Here is a 16,416-nt window from a genome sequence, read left to right on the forward strand (position 1 = left end):
GCTTTGTTGCGTGGTCAGCTGGCAGCGCGGCGCAGGTCCACGAAGGTCTCGTTATAGCAGGCGCCATCTTCGGTATCGGTGCGGATATCGGCGGGGATCAGCGCGTTCACGGTCAGACCCGTGGCGCTGCTGGCGCGCCAGGTGCCCTTGGGGCTGTAGAGCACGCCAGGTCGGGTGGCATCGCTGATTTTCAGCCGCAGGGTGACGGTGGCCCGATCGTTGAAGACCTCCAGCAGATCGCCATCGGTCAGCTCACGGCTGGCGGCATCCTTTGGGTGCATTTCGAGCATTTCGGCCCCATCTGAGGGTGGCTGATCGCCAAAGGTGGCATTGGTGCGTTTCGCAGAGGACGGCGTGATCAGCACAAAGGGGGCGCTGCGCGGCACCGGATCATAGCGCGGCACGCCAAAGCCGTAGCGGGTCTCGTAGTCCTCGCTGAACAGCTCGATCTTGCCCGAGGCGGTGGCCGGCGCAATCGTATCACAGAGGATTGGTGCGGCGCCCTCGGCAGCGGTGATTTCCAGCGCCCGGTCGAGGGGGATTTCACTGGGGCGGTGGCCCTGAAGCTGTGGATGATTGCCGTCCAGCGCCTGATCCATCAGCTCGGCATCGCTGGCCTGAAACAGCGGGTCGTCATAGCCGAACCGCGCGGCCAGACGGCGGAAAATTTCAGTATTGGGCAGGCTGTCGCCCACCAGTGGGATCACCGGGGCGGCACGCTGGATGAAGTTCTGGCCGTAAGCACCATAGACATCGTCATATTCAAAATGGCTGGCGGCGGGCAGGATCACATCGCACATCCGCATGGAATCGGTCATCGCCACATCGCAGCCCGCGATAAAGATCTCTTCCTGACTGAGCGCTTCGATCAGGCGGGCCTGATCGGGGTGGGTGGCGACCGGGTTGTGATTGTAGATCATCACCGCCTTGACCGGGATGCGCATATCGCGATCCAGTAGTTTGCGTGCCACATCGACGATGTTGAACACCCGTGTGTCCGGGTCGATCAGGTGGCTGGCCTGCAAGCGGTCCTGTGTTTTGGGGGCGGCGAGGCCGGGTTTGGCCAGCACCCCGGCGCCCAGCCGCCCGTGATGGCCGGTCAGCGCCTGGAGCGCCATGGCCGCACGCAGGCCGGAGCCGCCGGAGCGTCCGCGTTCGATCCCGTTGCCAAGCGAGGTGGACATGCAGCGGGCCTGTGCGATCCAATCCGCCAGCTGGTGGAACTGCGCCAGCGGGATGCCGCAGACCTCGGCCACCTGATCGGGGGTATAGCTGCGGGCAGCCTTCAGGTATGGTTCTGATCCGGTGGTCCATTGGCCGATAAACTCATGGTCCAGCGCGCCGCGCCGCTCCAGCTCAGCCGCCAGTGCCATCGCCAGCACCACATCGGTGCCCGGCACCGGTTGCAGATGCAGGTCGCAGTGTTCGGCAATCTTGGTGCGTTTGGGGTCGATCACCACCAGCCGTGCGCCCTCGGCGCGGGCTTGTTTCAGCAGCGGCGCCATATGCAGGTTGGAAACCGTAATGTTATTGCCCCAGACCAGCACCAGATCCGAATGCAGCAGCTGCTGTGGCGGCATGCCGGGGGCGGCGCCGAACAGGCTCTCATAGGCGCCACCGCGCACCCCGCCGCAGAGCGGCCCGCGGTTCAGCCGGGTTGCGCCCATGTGGTAGAAAAACCGCCGGTCCATCGACCCGCCGGCCAGCTCGCCGTGGGGGCCTGCGTAGTTGAAGGGCAGCACCGATTGCGCGCCGTGGGCGGTGATTGCGCGCATGAACCCGGCGTGGATCAGGTCCAGCGCCTGCTCCCAGCTGATCGGCTCATAGCTGCCGCTGCCGCGCGGGCCGCTGCGGCGCAGCGGCTGGGTCAGCCGGTTGGGACCATGCACAAAGCCTGCAAAACTGCGCGCCACCTTGTTGCAGATCACCGCGTCGGTCAGCGGATTGGCGTGTGATCCGCGCACCGCCGTGATCTCGCCATCCGTGACACTGACGCTGAGGCTGCAGGTGTCGGGGCAATCCAGCGGGCAGACGCTGGGCAACTGGGTGGTCGGGCTATCGGCAGGGGCGTTGTCGCGCATGGCTGGGCTCGCAAATCTGAAAGGGTCTGTTGCGGCCAGCCTAGCCTGGAATTTGACCTTGTCGAAATGGCCAGTTCGGTGAGTTTTGATAAGGCCAGGACCTAGCGCAGATCCACCACCGATTTGCCCAGCCGGAACGGCGCGGCAAAGGCCACCATGCAGAGCGCGAGGATCTGCAACACCAGAATATGCGCGTTGTCCTGAAGATATTCCCATTCGCTCTTGAGCTGGGTGATCTGCCCGATCAGCGCGTCATAGGCGCGGGCCAGGATCAGAAAATCGCCCGCAATGGTCGGCACCTTGCGGCGCAGGGTGTCGACGGCGGCTTTGGTCGGGGCATCCAGCGCGGTAAAAACGGTGAAGGCGGCGGGATCGAAGGCATCCGCCTTGGCGGCCATTTCCATCATCTCAGGCGTGTGGTCGGCGCGGCCAAAGATCAGCCGCAGCCCCTGCAGCGGGGTGACCTGATCGGTGACGGCGATGAACAGCGGCAGCTCGGCATTGCCCGCGGTGGAGGCGGAGAGAAACTCGATCTTGTCGCAGAGCGTGGCGATATCGCTGTCATAGGCCGGATCGCAGAAGCGCAGGCGAAAGCGCGCGGCGTCGCGGTCAAAAGAGGCGGTGGCGGCATAGGCGATGTCGATCTGCCGTTCCAGCCGCCCGGTGTCGGCCTTGTAGATGCCCGCCAGCACAGCGACCAGCGCGCCGATACCGCCGAGCACCACCCAGCCCAGATCCGCCAGCCGCCAGACCCGGTGTCCTGCTGGATGGCGAAACAGCAGCGCGGTGCCGAGGCTGCCCGCGCCGAAACACAGGAGGATCAGCAGCAGCTGATTGTCGGCGATGGTCATCATGGCGGCGGCTCCTGCGGGTGGGTCCGGGGTGGGCTGGCTCAGGGGAAGTGTAGAAAGACCAGCGCCTTGCAGGCAAGCGCTATCACCGCGCGGCCGGTGATGCCCAGTGGCGCGGTGGGGGATGTCCTGATTGTGATGTCACCCGCGTGGTGGGGAACGGGTCGGTGCTGCGGGCAGCAAAGAGCAGGCGGCGCCGCCAAGGGCCCAATGTCTCCACTGGGGCCAGAGGCGGAGGGTGGGATGGGGATTGCCCATCTTCGCGAGATATCTGCGAACCGCCCCGGTTGCTGGCCGTGGCGTCCGATCTCCAGGTGGTGGGGCGGGGTGTCAGTCCGCCCCGGATGTCGCGACGGGATCAGCCTGGCAGATCGGGTTTAAGCGAAGGTGGAAGGGGCGTGCGGTGGTCCGGGGGCTGGCGCAACGGGGGTACGAGCCACCTTGACCGGGCCGCGTGCCAGCCCCCGGCAGGCGCAGACCTATAGGCGGGATGCCTTCCCCCTCTCGGCGGCAAAGCCGCCTGCCGGGCTGGGGGCGGGAGTATTTTCAGAAAGGTGAAGGAGCTGACGGTGTGCCCCTTTGGGACGTGGGGCGCAGCGGCACGGCCCGCGCCTGACCTTCCCCCCGGGAAGGCGCTTCACGCCTCCCCAAGGTCAGGCGCGGGCCTTGTGTTGCGGGAGGAAGCAGGAAAGCGCGCCTCGGGCTCCGCCCGTTCAGGTCTGCTTTTGGATTTCGCAGTGTAAAAGTTCTGGGGTTAGCGGGAGTTAGGTACTCTTAGCCTTATTTTCCTCATCAAGCCAACGGGCCAGCATAGGATGTTGACCCACAGGGTGCAAAGTGGAAAGGAGTCCCCGCCTAATTCCATAGGCGTTTTTCTTCATTGGCAGTGGGGTGTTGAAAAGAACAACAAACACAGCAGCGGCGGCAAGAGTGAATGCCCCAAAACAAGCTGCTGCTTGATGGATTGAGGAAAACTCGCCAGATAGTGCGATTTTAAGTTGCAGCTTGAATAGGAAAATCCACATCCCCAAAAACGGAAAGAGGACACTGATGTAAACCATCTGAGTAAGGAAATCTAGAATTTTGGTCGTAGGTAATTTGGGGGAAAGAAACTGATTGAGCACGACAGGCGTCACGAGAGCCATCTCGTCCTTCCCGTGATAGAGTTTGTATAGTCCAGAATTGAAGCCACGAAGCCTAACTCTCAGGCTTTCATTCGAGAGCGCTGAAATCAGCATCGCGCACGTTTGTAAGTGTTGAAGCGCAATAAAGAGTATCAAACTGGCCGCTACTGTCACGTAGCCCGTGGGAAGGGAAGCCGTGACACCAGATACAGTAACGCTAACTGTGTTTTCATCGCCAAATGCAGTCAAAATTAAATAAATGACAAAAAGAGATGAGGCGAGCTTCATCGCGCGAGTAATCGCCTCATGGAGAATTTCACTAAGGCGTGTAATTGAAGAATGCCAGTTTTCTCCGCTCGCCCGGATGTGGCGAAGGGTTGTATGGAATTCGTGTTCTTTAAGCTTTTTGATAGAAATCCACTTTGTGTTCATCCTCAAACATCCAGCTCCTCCACGAACTTCGCGTTCTCCTGGATATACTGGAAGCGGAGCTCGGGTTTCTTGCCCATCAGACGCTCGACCAGGTCGCCGGTTTCGCCGGGCTCGTCCTCGTCGATGGTGACGCGGATCAGCTTGCGGGTCTTGGGGTCCATCGTGGTCTCTTTCAAATCCTTGGCGTCCATTTCGCCAAGACCCTTGAAGCGGGAGACGTCGATCTTGCCCTTGCCGCCGAGGCCCTTTTCCAGCCATTTGTCGCGCTCGGCCTCGTCCAGGCAGTAGACGCGTTTCGCCCCTTGGGTCAGGCGGAACAGCGGCGGGCAGGCGAGGTAGAGGTGGCCGCCGTCAATGAGCGGGCGCATCTGGGTAAAGAAGAAGGTCATCAGCAGCGAGGCGATATGGGCGCCGTCAACGTCCGCATCGGTCATGATGATGATCTTGTCATAGCGCAGATCGTCGAGGTTGAATTTGGTGCCAAGGCCGACGCCAAGCGCCTCGCAGAGGTCGTTGATCTCCTGATTGGAGCCGAGTTTGTTGGAGGCCGCGCCCAGCACGTTCAGGATCTTGCCCTTCAGGGGCAAGAGCGCCTGATTGACCCGGTTGCGCGCGCCCTTGCCGGAGCCGCCCGCGGAGTCGCCCTCGACAATGAACAGTTCGGTGCCGGCGCGGTCCTTGGAGGTGCAGTCGGTCAGCTTGCCGGGCAGGCGTAGCTTTTTGGTGGCCGATTTGCGCTGGGTCTCTTTCTCCTGCTTGCGACGCAGGCGTTCCTCAGCCCGCAGCACAAGAAAGTCGAGGATGGCGCCGGCCGATTTGGTATCGGCGGCCAGCCAGTTGTCGAAATGATCGCGGACCGAGTTTTCCACCATCTTGGCGGCGGCCTCGGTCGAGAGGCGGTCCTTGGTCTGGCCGACAAAGGCGGGATCGGCGATGAAACAGGAGACCAGCGCGCAGCCGCCCGCCATCAGGTCGTCGCGGGTGATGTTGCCGGCCTTCTTGTTGCTGACCAGCTCGCCGTAGGCCTTGATCCCTTTTAGGATTGCGGCCCAGAAGCCCGCCACATGGGTGCCGCCCTCGGGTGTGGGGACGGTGTTACAGTAGGACTGGGTGAAGCCGTCGCGGGACGGCGTCCAGTTGATCGCCCATTCGACATAGCCCGGCGCGTTGAATTTCTCGCGAAACTCAACCTTGCCGGCAAAGGGCTGGTCGGCGTAGACGGAGGATTTGCCAAGGACTTCGGTGAGGTAGTCCTTGAGGCCGCCGGGGAAGTGGAAGGTGGCCTCGGTCGGGGTCTCATTGTCGTCAATTTCCGATTTCCAGCGGATTTCGACGCCGGAGAACAGATAGGCCTTGGAGCGCACGAGGGTAAACAGGCGCTTGGGCTTGAACCGGTGGGAGCCGAAGATCTGCTCATCGGCGTGGAAGGTGACGAAGGTGCCGCGCTTGTTGGGGGCGGCGCCGATTTTTTCCACCGGACCCTGGGGGAGGCCGCGCGAGAAACGCTGTTCGAAGAGTTCCTTGTTCTTGGCCACTTGCACGACCATGGAATCCGACAGCGCGTTCACCACGGAGGAGCCGACGCCGTGCAGACCGCCAGAGGTCTGATAGGCCTTGCCGGAGAATTTGCCGCCTGCGTGCAGGGTGCAGAGGATCACCTCAAGTGCCGATTTGTCCGGGAACTTCGGGTGCGGGTCGATCGGGATGCCACGGCCATTGTCGGAGATGGTGACGGAAAAATCGGCGTGCAGCGTCACCTCGATCCGGTTGGCGTGGCCGGCGACGGCCTCGTCCATGGAGTTGTCTAGGATCTCGGCGACCATATGGTGCAGCGCGCGCTCATCGGTGCCGCCAATATACATGCCGGGGCGCTGGCGGACCGGTTCGAGGCCTTCCAGAACCTCGATCGAGGAAGCGTCATAAGTCTCAGAAGCGGGCGTGCTGAGGAGGTCGTCGGCCATATGCGGGGCTGCTCTTGGTTGGTTTTGATTGGCCGCCATTATGGCAGGTGTTGGGGCCGGGTGGAAGAGGCACGCAAGGGGCTGTGGATAAGGCAGGGCAGGGTGCGCGGCGATCAGTTCATCGGCAGTAAGGCCGGGCAACTGGGTGCGGCGATATTCTTCGTGCGGTGCCTGGGCTTGCGGGCTACACCTGTGGGCAGCGGCAGGCAGGAGGAGGGCGCGCGGGTGGCTGAGACTGGGATCAAGACGCAGGATTGGGCGGTGTTCCGCGCTGAGGCGCAGCGGATGCTGGAGGCGGCGCTGGACCAGATGCAAGAGGCAGCGGAGCGCCCCTGGCAGCCGGTGCCGGAGGATATTGACGCGCGCTATGCGGTGACGGCGGAGGCGCTGGGGCCGCAAGAGACGGTCGACCGGATCATCCGGGACGTGCTGCCCTATCACGGTGGCAACACCCATCCGCGGTTCTGGGGCTGGGTGCAGGGATCGGGTCTGGCGACGGATCTGATCGCCTCGGTTGCGGCGGCGGCGGTCAATGCCAATATGGGCGGGCGCGACCATGGCGCGAACTACATGGAGCGCGCGGTTGTCGACTGGACGCGCCGCAAAATGGGGATGCCGGAGGGGGCCAGCGGCATTCTGGTGACCGGCACCTCGCAGGCGACGGTGATTGCCTTTCAGGCGGCGCGGCTGCGGGTGCTGAAGGATGTCCGCAAGACCGGCCAGGGCGCGGTGCGGCTGACCGCCTATGCGGGCGAGGGCGTGCATAATGCCTCGCTGAAGGCGGTGGAGCTGTTGGGTATCGGTTCGGACAATCTGCGCAAGGTGCCACTGGTCGATGGCCGGCTGGACTGCGCGGCCTTGGCCCGGATGGTGGCCGAGGATCGGGCCAGGGGCGCGCTGCCCTTTCTGCTGGTGGGCAATGCGGGCACCGTGGATCTGGGGCAGTTTGACGATCTGAATGCCTTGGCCGATGCGGCAGCGGATCTGGGGCTGTGGCTGCATGTGGACGGGGCCTTTGGCGCCTGGACGCGGATCGCGGCGGAGCCTTACCGGTCGCTGAGTGACGGGATCGGGCGGGCCGACAGCATCGCGCTGGATTTCCACAAATGGATGTATGTGGGCTATGACTGCGGCATGGCGCTGCTCAGGAACGAGGAGGAGCACCGGGCGGCCTTTGCGGCGCGGCCTGCCTATCTGGAAGGCGCCGAGCGCGGGCTGGCGGGCGGTGAGCCGTGGTTCTGCGACTATGGCATTGACCTCAGCCGTGGCAACCGGGCGCTGAAGGTCTGGACGGCGCTTGAGACCTATGGCGAGGCGGCGTTCTGCGAGGCGATCACCGGCAATTGCGAGCTGGCGGCGCTGATGGCGGCTGAGGTTGAGGCGCAGCCGCTGATGGCACTGGGCGCGCCGGTGGTATCGAATATCTGCGTCTTCACCGCGCGCAGCGATCTGGCGCCGGAGGCGCAGTCTGTGATCAACGCGCATATTGCCCAGACCCTTCAGGAAAGCGGCGAGGCGGTGTTCTCGACCACCCGTGCGGATGGCCGCGTGATGCTGCGCGCTGCGATCACCAACCACCGCAGCCGCGCGGCGGATGTGCGGGCGGCGATTGCCGCGGTGGCGCGGGAGGCGTCGGCGTAGGGTCTTTTGCCGGTCCTCCGAGGTACAAGGTCAGGCGCAGGCCGTGCGGCTGGCGCCTCACGTCCCGGGACTGGGCGGGACCTGACGCTCCGTTTTGCCTTCCATTGCCGTTGGCAGCCGCTACTCTCGGGTCAGACAATCAGGGAGAGTGACATGGCCTGGATCAGGACCGTTCCGTTTGAAGAGGCAACCGGCAAGCTGAAAAAGCTCTACGAGCGGGTGACCGGGCCGGGCAACAATGTCGACAACATCATGATGGTGCACAGTCTGCGGCCGCATTCGATGGAAGGGCATATGGCGCTTTACAAGAATGTGCTGCACCACAGCGGCAACAGCCTGCCGAAATGGTATCTGGAGGTGCTGGGAGTCTGGGTCTCGTCCCTGAATGACTGCGCCTATTGCGTGGAGCACCATTTTGCCGGCCTCCAGCGGCTGCTGACGGATGAGGCGCGGGGGCAGGAGATCCGCGCCGCGATCGAGGCGCGCAACCCGCAGCTGGCGCCGTTGGATCCGGCGCAGCGGGCCGGGCTGGTCTATGCGCGCAAGCTGACCGAGGCCCCGGCCGCGCTGATCGAGGCGGATATCCATGCGCTGCGGGCCGCCGGTCTGGATGACGGGCAGATTCTGGAGATCAATCAGGTCTGCGCCTATTTCTCCTATGCCAACCGCACCGTGCTGGGGCTGGGCTGTTCGATCCGGGGGGATGTGCTGGGGCTGAGCCCCAACAACAGCGACAATCCGGAGGACTGGGGCCACAGCTGATCCCGGCGATCAGGCAGCGACCGGCTTGGTCAGGATCGGGCGCAACAGGGTGAAGACGGGTGCCAGCACGAGGGCCGCACTGCAGATCGCGGCCTTTGGATCCACCGGCGACGTGAGGTCGAGATCAGACCACAGGGTCAGCGACTTGCGGCGCAGGAGATCGGCGTGGGGATGGGTCTGATCCTGTGGCCCCGGCACCCGTTTCAGCTCAGCCGCATTGGGTCGAAACCCCTTGAGGGTGAGGATATCCAGCAGCGCCGCCAGCTCATCGGCAAAGCCGCTGTCGGGGGGCTGTCGGCGCCCGTCGATCTGGTCGAGGCCTGCCGTCGGATAGACCCGGACCAGCGGCCGGCCCGCAACCGCAATGCGCCAGCGGCTGAGCACAGCACCGTCAAGGCTCATGACACCGCCGCCGACGCGCAGCCGGGCCGGGTCGATGCCAAAGAACAGTCCGGCCCCCGGCAGCAGCGGCAGCTTCCACAGCATATGCAGATGGGTGTGATAGGGGGTCTTGTCCCTGGAAAACCGCAGATCGCGCTGGGGCCGGAACAGCTTGCCCTGAATGCCGGGATGATGCGGGCGCAGGTAATCGGCAACCTCAGCCAGCAGCGCCTCTGCTGGGCGGCGCAGCTGGTCGTCATAGCGGGCCTTATGCGTCTGGAACCAGTCGCGGCTGTTGTTCTGCGACAGCTCCGTCAGGAAGGCCTGCGCATCAGGGATCAGCTGGCGTGTGAGATCGGACATGCAGGCGCTCCTTGCTGGCGATGATCGGCACCGCCAGCATATCACATTTGCCGCAGATCGTACGCATAAGACGGCGCGCATGACCGGCACGGCAGACGTCGGCGGGCAGATTGCAACCGGAGCGGAAATGAGGCTTGCCGTCCTGTCGACCCGTGCCTAAGGCTTGCATATGACACAGAGATTGCCCGCGCCCGCCCCGAACACACTCCTCGCCCATAGTCGCGCCATTGCCGTGCTTGGCCTGCCGTTGATTGGCGGGCATGTGGCGCAGTTTGCCATCGGGCTGACCGATACGGTGATGCTGGGCTGGTATGGGGTCGATGAGCTGGCGGCGGTGACGCTGGGCTCGTCCTATTTCTTCTCGATCTTCCTGTTCGGATCCGGCTTTGCCTTTGCGGTGATGCCGATGGTGGCCGCCGCAGCCGGTGCCGGCGAAGAGCGTCAGATCCGGCGTTCTACCCGCATGGGGCTTTGGCTGTCGCTGGTCTACGGGGTGCTGGCGATGCCGCTGTTGTGGTGGTCAGAGGCGATCCTGCTATTGCTGGGCCAGGAGGAGAAGGTGGCGCATGACGCGGCGGAATACCTGCGGATTGCAGGCTGGGCGCTGTTTCCGGCGCTGCTCTATATGGTTGCGAAATCCTATCTGGCGGCGCTGGAACGGACCCAGATCGTGCTGTGGCTGTCGGTCTTTGGGGCGGTGGTGAACGGGCTGGTGAACTATGCGCTGATCTTTGGCAACTGGGGCGCACCTGAACTGGGGATTGCCGGGGCGGCGCTGGCCTCGCTGGTGACCAATGGCCTGTCCTTTGTGCTGGTGCTGGTCTACGCGCTGAAGGCCTTGCCGGAGCATGAGCTGCTGAAGAATTTCCAGCGTCCGGACTGGGAGATGCTGGGCCGGGTGCTGCGCATGGGGCTGCCGATCGGGCTGACCACGCTGGCCGAGGCCAGCCTGTTTGCGGCCTCGGCGATGATGATGGGCTGGCTGGGCACGGTGCCGCTGGCGGCCCATGGTATCGCGATTTCGCTGGGCGGGCTGACGTTCATGGTGCATCTGGGGCTGTCGAATGCGGCGACCATCCGGGCGGGCAATGCCTATGGCCGCGGCGACCGCGCGCATCTGGCACGCGGCGGCAAGGTGGTGACGCTGATGTCGCTGCTGGTATCGTCGGTGGCGATTGTCCTGTTCCTGACCGTGCCCGGCCCGCTGATGTCGCTGTTTCTGGACAGCGCCGACCCGCAGAAGGCCGAGATCCTGCTGATCGGCGGCGTGCTGCTTGCGGCGGCGGCGCTGTTTCAGCTGATGGATGGTATGCAGGTCATCGCGCTGGGCCTGTTGCGCGGTGTGCAGGACACTGGCGTGCCGATGGTGATTGCAGGGCTCAGCTATTGGGCGGTGGGGATACCGGCCTCTTATCTGCTGGGCTTTACCTTCGGCATGGGCGGGCTTGGCGTCTGGCTGGGGCTGGTGATCGGCCTGTCGGCGGCGGGGCTGTTCCTGATGATCCGGTTCTGGCGCCGCTCGATCAAGCGGGTGGGCGCCCCCTCCGCAACGCTGACCACCGGATAACGGCACGAGGCACCTGTCAGTCGCGCACCGGAAAGGGGGCGGTATCGCCCCCTTTGGTCCTGTTGCCGGGTCATCACCGCGACCACCGGTAGCCGTGGCGGCGCGGGCTAGTTGCTGATCGGTGCCAGCAGATCGGGGTTGGTCACCAGATTGCGGACGCCATGGGCGTGGGTCTCGTTGAAATAATTATGCTCGAGCCAGGTGCCGACGCTGTGGATATTGACGCGGATCACCTTGGGTCGGACGCTCCAGGTGACCTGAAACGGGGAGCCCGTGGTATTGTACCCCGGACCGGTGGTGGAGCCGGCATAGCTGATCGGGGTGCCGGAATTGGCCGGGATGTTCTGCGCCTGATAGAGGTTGTTTCGGACGGTGAGTCGGGTCAGCTCGGTGAAATCGGCGGCGTTTTCGTCATTGACCAGCACATAAACCTGCGCCTCAACCCGCAGCTGCGGGTTCTTGATCGCATCGCTGAGGCAGGCGCCCAGCGTTGGCCCCGGGGTCACCTGCGCGGTGGTGTGGACGTAATGCACCTCGATGGTGTCGCCCGGTTGCAGATCGCCGTGGCCGCCCTCGGCGCCGATGGGGCTGTCCAGCGGCGCCAGTTCCGCCTCGCTCAGCGTGCCGTCGTATTGATAGCCGGTGCCATAGCCCTTGCCATCGCCATTGCCCGCGTAGCTGGTGAATTCACCGCCGCGATGTTCTGCGTTTTCATGGAAATGGATATTGCAGAGGTTCATCTCGGTGGCGGGCGGTGCCGCGCTGAAGACGCGCAGGTTCTGCCCCTCGACCATGTCGATGTCGCGCGGCGATTGCGGACCAAATCCGGCCCCGAAGGTGCTCATGGCCAGTGCCGCACGTTGCCGGTCGATTTCGCTGTCCTTGACGGTCTGCGCACTGTCTGCGGCCAGTGCGACACCGCTGGCGAGGGTCAGGGCGGCAAAAGCGGGCATGATCGAAATATATGACGTCATCGGGAATCCTGTTGTGACTGAATGATACTGGTAACAGTGGCGGCAGTGGCGGATCTGCGCAGGACCAGAACAGGGGGCCGGGGTGATCGCGCTACAGTCCGAAACTGCCGCCAATGGTTCCTATAATGATTGTGTGATAAAAATATTAATCGCCTTATGGTTGCCATTGCAACCCACCCCTCACCGAAGGGCTGGCGGTGGCGTCCAGCGACAGAGGACGTAAGGAGCGGCCGCGCGACACGCATGATGTGCAAGCCGCCAAAGATCCGCGCGTACGGATCGGGTGATGTTCAGATCCGGCGCCACCGATGGCCGGTCATGCCCACGCTGATCAGGAGGGGTCGCTGTCCTTGGCGCCACGGGCCAGATGATCGGCCTTCTTGCGCACCAGCACCGAGCGCAGGTCGTGCATGGCGAGCAGCAGCTGGTCGGTGATCTCCTCCAGCTGCGCGGCGCTGGCCTTGCTTTGTGCCCAATGGGCGGTGCTGTTCAGATGCTCGATGGTGCGGTGAATGCCATCCATCTCGCGCATGGCCAGCGTCTCGCGGCGCTGATCCATCCAGCTGCGGATCGCGTTCAGATCCTCGGCACTGAGGTCACGGTCGCCATGGGCGCGGATCTCGCCGCTGCGCAGCTTCACCACGGCGATCTGATCCATGTCCAGCCGCCGCTGCCGGTTCTCACTATCGACGCGGAACACAAAGGCTCCGTTGTCGCGCACGCGAAAGTAATAGTCTGGCAGGGAGGCAGCCATGCGAAACGCTCCGTTCAGCGCAGCGCGGCGCAGAAGGCCTGAATGCGGCGGCAGGCCTCGGTCAGGACGTCATCGGCCGCGGCGTAGCTGATGCGAAAGTTCGGCGACAACCCATAGGCGGCGCCATGGACCACGGCCACATTGGCCTCCGCCAGCAGCGCCTTGGCAAAGGCCTCGTCGTCGGTGATCTTGACGCCCCCGGCAGAGGTCCGCCCGATCAGCGCATGGATGGAGGGGTAGACATAGAAGGCCCCATCAGGCACCGGGCAGGCTACGCCTTCGATCTGGCTGAGCATCGAAATCACCAGATCGCGGCGGCGGCGGAACACGGCGGTATTGGGCAGGATGTAATCCTGGGTGCCATTCAGCGCCTCAACCGCAGCCCATTGGCTGATGGTGCAGGGGTTCGATGTGGATTGCGACTGGATCTTGCGCATCGCGTCGATCAGATGCTTGGGACCGGCGGCATAGCCGATCCGCCAGCCGGTCATCGCATAGGCTTTGGAGACGCCATTGCAGGTCAGCGTGCGGTCATAGAGCCGCGGTTCGATCTGCGCCGGAGTGCAGAAGGTGAAATCATCGAACACCAGATGCTCATACATGTCATCGGTCATCACCCAGACATGCGGGTGGCGCAGCAGCACCTCGGTCAGCGCCTTCAGCTCCTCCGGGTGGTAGCCGGCCCCGGTCGGGTTCGAGGGTGAGTTGAAGATGAACCATTTGGTCTGCGGCGTGATTGCCTCCTCCAGCTGGGCCGGGGTGATCTTGAACCCGGTGTCCAGCGAGGAGTCGACACAGACCGGCGTGCCACCGGCCAGCCGCACCATATCCGGGTAGGACACCCAATAGGGGGTCGGGATCACCACCTCATCGCCGGGATTGAGCGTTGCCATCAGCGCATTGTAGAGGATCTGCTTGCCGCCGGTGCCAACCGAAACCTGCGCCGGGGTATACTCCAACCCGTTGTCGCGGGCGAATTTATCGCAGACCGCCTGCTTCAGCTCGGGGATGCCGTCGGGGGCGGTGTATTTGGTCTTGCCTGCCTGAATGGCACGGATCGCGGCGTCCTTGATATTGTCGGGCGTGTCAAAGTCAGGCTCACCGGCGCTCAGGCCGATCACGTCACGGCCCGCCGCACGCAGTTCAGCGGCCAGCGTGGTGACGGCGATCGAGGGTGACGGTTTGACGCGGGAGAGGCTATCGGACAGAAATTGCATGGAAAGACCTCTGTTTGAATGTCATCTAGAACTGTCATAGGGTGCCGCTAACTTCCGATCAAGCGGGATCAGGAGACCGACAAACCGATAGGCCAACAGGAGCGGGCAAATGAGCAACGACGACATGAATTGGTATGGCCCCGACGCGGCAACCTTTGGTGACCGGGTGGCCGCTGCACGCGATGCAGCAGGCATGACCCAGGCGCAGCTGGCCCGTCGGCTGGGCATCAAGAAATCAACCCTGACCGGCTGGGAACAGGATCTGTCGGAACCGCGCGCCAACAAGCTGTCGATGATGGCGGGGCTGCTGAATGTGTCGATGCGCTGGCTGCTGACCGGCGAGGGCGAAGGCATGGAAGCCCCGGCTGGCGAACAGATGCCGCAGGATCTGGCGGCGGTGATGACCGAGCTGCGCCAGCTGCGCGAGGATCTGCGCAGCAATGCTGACCGGGCGGCGCGGCTGGAAAAACGCCTGCGCCTGGTGATGGAAGGCAGCGCACAATGAGCGAACTGCCTGCCCACCGGCTGAAGCGGTTGCAGATGCGCTCAATGCGGCGCGGAATCAAGGAGATGGATATTCTTCTTTCCGCCTATGCCGAGCGGACACTGGCCACGATGGGCCCGGCGGATCTTGATCTCTACGACCTGCTTTTGCAGGAGAATGATCAGGATCTGTACCAGTGGGTGACGGGGCAGGTGGCGGCGCCGGATCGGTTCTCGGCGCTGATCGACGACATAGCGCAAACCCATCAAAAAGAATAAAATTTCAGCTTAACGGATTTTTCGGGAATTTTCCGCATTGTTGCTCTCAGACACCATCGAGTCGGAGATGCGGATGAGTATGGAAATGCCAATCGGCCAGCAGGACACCAAAGGGTTCATGACTGGCTACCTTGAGGCGCTCGCAATGGTTGAGCGTCTTCACCGTCTGCTGCTGGACGTCATCAAGGACGAGTTTGAGCGTGTCGGCGTGCTGGAGATCAATGCGGTTCAGGCACTGCTGCTGTTCAATATCGGCAACAATGAGGTCACGGCGGGCGAATTGAAATCACGCGGCTACTATCAGGGCAGCAATGTCAGCTACAACCTGAAGAAACTGGTCGAGATGGGCTATATGCACCACCAGCGTTGCGAGATTGATCGCCGTTCGGTCCGGGTGCGCCTGACCGAGCGCGGTCGCGAGATTCGTGATATTGTTGCGGCGCTGTTTTCGCGCCACGCAGAAGGCCTGGAAGGCAAAGGTGTGATCAGCAGCGAGGGCATCGCGGATATCACAGCCTCGCTGAAGCGGGTGGAGCGTTACTGGTCCGACCAGATCCGCTACATCTATTGAGCCGGGTTTTGCACGCCTGAAACGGGGCGTGTTCCATCGGTCGCAACGCATATCCCTCTCGGCAGAACGCCGACTATCACCGATATGCCTGACCCTTTTGATTTGCTGCGCGGCAGCTGATCTGACCAAGCCATACCGACGCTGACCGGGCAGAAGGCCGGGAGCGGAGCGGATCCGGGGACCAGAAGGCCCATCAGGCTTGGACCATCTTTTCGGACAGCAGCATGGCTGACACACCACCGGGGCAACCGGCTGGTGCAATTTTGCGTGCCCTGCGGGTTGGCATGCCCTGATGGTGCGGCTGGGACACTGCTGGGACAGTGCGGTGCGGCTGGGACAGTGCGGTGCGGTGCGGCTTGGCGGCCTGCGCGCAGGGCGGCACAGATATGCCGCAGAGGTCAAGCGCCGCGCCGTCAGGCGCCGGGAGGACAGGGCGCGCGATGACGGTGCTGCCCTCCTGGCGGTTGCGGCTTACCAGCTGCCGGTGTTTTCCATGCTGGCCCAGGGTTCTGCCGGGTCCAGCGCGTCGCCGTTCTGCAGCAGTTCGATCGAGATATTATCGGGCGAGCGGACAAAGGCCATGTGGCCGTCGCGCGGCGGGCGGTTGATGGTGACACCATTGTCCATCAGATGCTGGCAGGTGGCATAGATATCATCCACACCATAGGCCAGATGGCCGAAATGGCGGCTGTCGCTGGGCAGGCCATCATCGCCGTCCCAGTTATAGGTCAGCTCGATCGGGGTTTCTTCCTGCCCTTCGGCGGCCATGAAGATCAGCGAGAAGCGGCCTTTTTCGCTGTCGTAGCGTCGGGTCTCCTTGAGACCCAGCAACTGGTAGAAGGCCATGGATGTCTCCAGGTCTTTGACGCGAACCATAGTGTGCAGATATTTCAGCGGCATCGGTGTGTTCCTCATGTCAGGACGGCTGGCCCAGGGGCGCGGCCTCGTGTCAGATATCTCAGGCCCCTGACCATA

At 63.3% G+C, this 16,416-nt stretch carries 16 protein-coding genes; 7 read left to right on the top strand and 9 right to left on the bottom strand.

Going from position 1 to position 16,416, the window contains the following annotated elements; genetic code table 11:
- Nucleotides 1–14: 14 nt before the first annotated feature.
- The 4 genes from VWY60_RS18510 to parE form a co-directional block, all read right to left on the bottom strand.
- A complete protein-coding gene (locus VWY60_RS18510) occupies nucleotides 15–2,081 on the bottom strand; it encodes a molybdopterin-dependent oxidoreductase (RefSeq protein ID WP_416541395.1) in 2,067 nt (688 codons plus the stop codon).
- Nucleotides 2,082–2,182: 101 nt separating this feature from the next.
- The gene (locus VWY60_RS18515) at nucleotides 2,183–2,935 is read right to left on the bottom strand and encodes a hypothetical protein (protein ID WP_416535130.1); all 753 of its coding nucleotides are present in this window, start codon (nucleotides 2,933–2,935) and stop codon (nucleotides 2,183–2,185) included.
- Between the two features lie 761 nt (nucleotides 2,936–3,696).
- Entirely contained in the window at nucleotides 3,697–4,488 is a 792-nt protein-coding gene (locus VWY60_RS18520) for a hypothetical protein (protein ID WP_416541396.1), read from the bottom strand.
- Between the two features lie 2 nt (nucleotides 4,489–4,490).
- Nucleotides 4,491–6,449 carry a DNA topoisomerase IV subunit B gene (gene parE, locus VWY60_RS18525; protein ID WP_416541397.1) on the bottom strand — a complete coding sequence of 653 codons (1,959 nt, stop codon included), beginning with the start codon at nucleotides 6,447–6,449 and terminating at the stop codon, nucleotides 4,491–4,493.
- A 225-nt stretch (nucleotides 6,450–6,674) separates the two neighbouring features.
- Between parE and VWY60_RS18530 the strand changes: the two genes are divergently transcribed.
- Entirely contained in the window at nucleotides 6,675–8,090 is a 1,416-nt protein-coding gene (locus tag VWY60_RS18530; protein ID WP_416541398.1) for a pyridoxal phosphate-dependent decarboxylase family protein, read from the top strand.
- A gap of 153 nt (nucleotides 8,091–8,243) precedes the next feature.
- Nucleotides 8,244–8,852: a carboxymuconolactone decarboxylase family protein gene (locus VWY60_RS18535; RefSeq protein WP_416541399.1), complete on the top strand. Its 609-nt coding sequence runs from the start codon at nucleotides 8,244–8,246 to the stop codon at nucleotides 8,850–8,852.
- Nucleotides 8,853–8,861: 9 nt separating this feature from the next.
- Here VWY60_RS18535 and VWY60_RS18540 read toward each other — a convergent pair whose 3' ends face one another.
- On the bottom strand, nucleotides 8,862–9,596 hold the full coding sequence (locus tag VWY60_RS18540) for a DUF2461 domain-containing protein (protein ID WP_416541400.1): 735 nt from the start codon (nucleotides 9,594–9,596) through the stop codon (nucleotides 8,862–8,864).
- Between VWY60_RS18540 and VWY60_RS18545 the strand changes: the two genes are divergently transcribed.
- Nucleotides 9,595–9,756 (top strand): hypothetical protein, encoded by a 162-nt coding sequence (locus VWY60_RS18545; protein WP_416541401.1) that lies wholly within the window; start codon nucleotides 9,595–9,597, stop codon nucleotides 9,754–9,756. The two genes, VWY60_RS18540 and VWY60_RS18545, sit on opposite strands and share 2 nt — an antisense overlap.
- Before the next feature lie 9 nt (nucleotides 9,757–9,765).
- The gene (locus VWY60_RS18550) at nucleotides 9,766–11,163 is read left to right on the top strand and encodes an MATE family efflux transporter (RefSeq protein WP_340546010.1); all 1,398 of its coding nucleotides are present in this window, start codon (nucleotides 9,766–9,768) and stop codon (nucleotides 11,161–11,163) included.
- A 107-nt stretch (nucleotides 11,164–11,270) separates the two neighbouring features.
- Here VWY60_RS18550 and VWY60_RS18555 read toward each other — a convergent pair whose 3' ends face one another.
- The 3 genes from VWY60_RS18555 to VWY60_RS18565 all read right to left on the bottom strand — a co-directional run bounded on the left by VWY60_RS18555 (nucleotide 11,271) and on the right by VWY60_RS18565 (nucleotide 14,108).
- Nucleotides 11,271–12,137: a delta-class carbonic anhydrase gene (locus VWY60_RS18555; RefSeq protein ID WP_416539020.1), complete on the bottom strand. Its 867-nt coding sequence runs from the start codon at nucleotides 12,135–12,137 to the stop codon at nucleotides 11,271–11,273.
- 331 nt (nucleotides 12,138–12,468) lie between these two features.
- Entirely contained in the window at nucleotides 12,469–12,891 is a 423-nt protein-coding gene (locus VWY60_RS18560; protein WP_416541402.1) for a hypothetical protein, read from the bottom strand.
- A 14-nt stretch (nucleotides 12,892–12,905) separates the two neighbouring features.
- Nucleotides 12,906–14,108: a pyridoxal phosphate-dependent aminotransferase gene (locus VWY60_RS18565; protein ID WP_416539018.1), complete on the bottom strand. Its 1,203-nt coding sequence runs from the start codon at nucleotides 14,106–14,108 to the stop codon at nucleotides 12,906–12,908.
- A gap of 109 nt (nucleotides 14,109–14,217) precedes the next feature.
- Between VWY60_RS18565 and VWY60_RS18570 the strand changes: the two genes are divergently transcribed.
- From VWY60_RS18570 to VWY60_RS18580, 3 genes are all read left to right on the top strand, one after another.
- A complete protein-coding gene (locus VWY60_RS18570) occupies nucleotides 14,218–14,613 on the top strand; it encodes a helix-turn-helix domain-containing protein (protein ID WP_416535692.1) in 396 nt (131 codons plus the stop codon).
- The gene (locus VWY60_RS18575; protein WP_340546005.1) at nucleotides 14,610–14,870 is read left to right on the top strand and encodes a succinate dehydrogenase assembly factor 2; all 261 of its coding nucleotides are present in this window, start codon (nucleotides 14,610–14,612) and stop codon (nucleotides 14,868–14,870) included. Before VWY60_RS18570 ends, VWY60_RS18575 begins: the two co-directional genes overlap by 4 nt.
- A 73-nt stretch (nucleotides 14,871–14,943) precedes the next feature.
- A complete protein-coding gene (locus tag VWY60_RS18580; RefSeq protein ID WP_416535690.1) occupies nucleotides 14,944–15,441 on the top strand; it encodes a MarR family winged helix-turn-helix transcriptional regulator in 498 nt (165 codons plus the stop codon).
- A gap of 471 nt (nucleotides 15,442–15,912) precedes the next feature.
- Here VWY60_RS18580 and VWY60_RS18585 read toward each other — a convergent pair whose 3' ends face one another.
- Nucleotides 15,913–16,341 carry a VOC family protein gene (locus tag VWY60_RS18585; protein ID WP_340546003.1) on the bottom strand — a complete coding sequence of 143 codons (429 nt, stop codon included), beginning with the start codon at nucleotides 16,339–16,341 and terminating at the stop codon, nucleotides 15,913–15,915.
- Between the last annotated feature and the right edge of the window lie 75 nt (nucleotides 16,342–16,416).

The organism is Phaeobacter sp. JH20_26 (genome assembly GCF_048056275.1).
In the GTDB taxonomy this organism is placed as follows: domain Bacteria; phylum Pseudomonadota; class Alphaproteobacteria; order Rhodobacterales; family Rhodobacteraceae; genus Phaeobacter; species Phaeobacter bryozoorum.

Bases quoted from the DNA above. Each gene is read 5' to 3' on its own strand.
- VWY60_RS18510 (WP_416541395.1), bottom strand. From the start codon at position 2,081: ATGCGCGACAACGCCCCTGCCGATAGCCCGACCACCCAGTTGCCCAGC.
- VWY60_RS18515 (WP_416535130.1), bottom strand. From the start codon at position 2,935: ATGATGACCATCGCCGACAATCAGCTGCTGCTGATCCTCCTGTGTTTC.
- VWY60_RS18520 (WP_416541396.1), bottom strand. From the start codon at position 4,488: ATGAACACAAAGTGGATTTCTATCAAAAAGCTTAAAGAACACGAATTC.
- parE (WP_416541397.1), bottom strand. From the start codon at position 6,449: ATGGCCGACGACCTCCTCAGCACGCCCGCTTCTGAGACTTATGACGCT.
- VWY60_RS18535 (WP_416541399.1), top strand. From the start codon at position 8,244: ATGGCCTGGATCAGGACCGTTCCGTTTGAAGAGGCAACCGGCAAGCTG.
- VWY60_RS18545 (WP_416541401.1), top strand. From the start codon at position 9,595: ATGCAGGCGCTCCTTGCTGGCGATGATCGGCACCGCCAGCATATCACA.
- VWY60_RS18540 (WP_416541400.1), bottom strand. From the start codon at position 9,596: ATGTCCGATCTCACACGCCAGCTGATCCCTGATGCGCAGGCCTTCCTG.
- VWY60_RS18550 (WP_340546010.1), top strand. From the start codon at position 9,766: ATGACACAGAGATTGCCCGCGCCCGCCCCGAACACACTCCTCGCCCAT.
- VWY60_RS18555 (WP_416539020.1), bottom strand. From the start codon at position 12,137: ATGACGTCATATATTTCGATCATGCCCGCTTTTGCCGCCCTGACCCTC.
- VWY60_RS18560 (WP_416541402.1), bottom strand. From the start codon at position 12,891: ATGGCTGCCTCCCTGCCAGACTATTACTTTCGCGTGCGCGACAACGGA.
- VWY60_RS18565 (WP_416539018.1), bottom strand. From the start codon at position 14,108: ATGCAATTTCTGTCCGATAGCCTCTCCCGCGTCAAACCGTCACCCTCG.
- VWY60_RS18570 (WP_416535692.1), top strand. From the start codon at position 14,218: ATGAGCAACGACGACATGAATTGGTATGGCCCCGACGCGGCAACCTTT.
- VWY60_RS18575 (WP_340546005.1), top strand. From the start codon at position 14,610: ATGAGCGAACTGCCTGCCCACCGGCTGAAGCGGTTGCAGATGCGCTCA.
- VWY60_RS18580 (WP_416535690.1), top strand. From the start codon at position 14,944: ATGAGTATGGAAATGCCAATCGGCCAGCAGGACACCAAAGGGTTCATG.
- VWY60_RS18585 (WP_340546003.1), bottom strand. From the start codon at position 16,341: ATGCCGCTGAAATATCTGCACACTATGGTTCGCGTCAAAGACCTGGAG.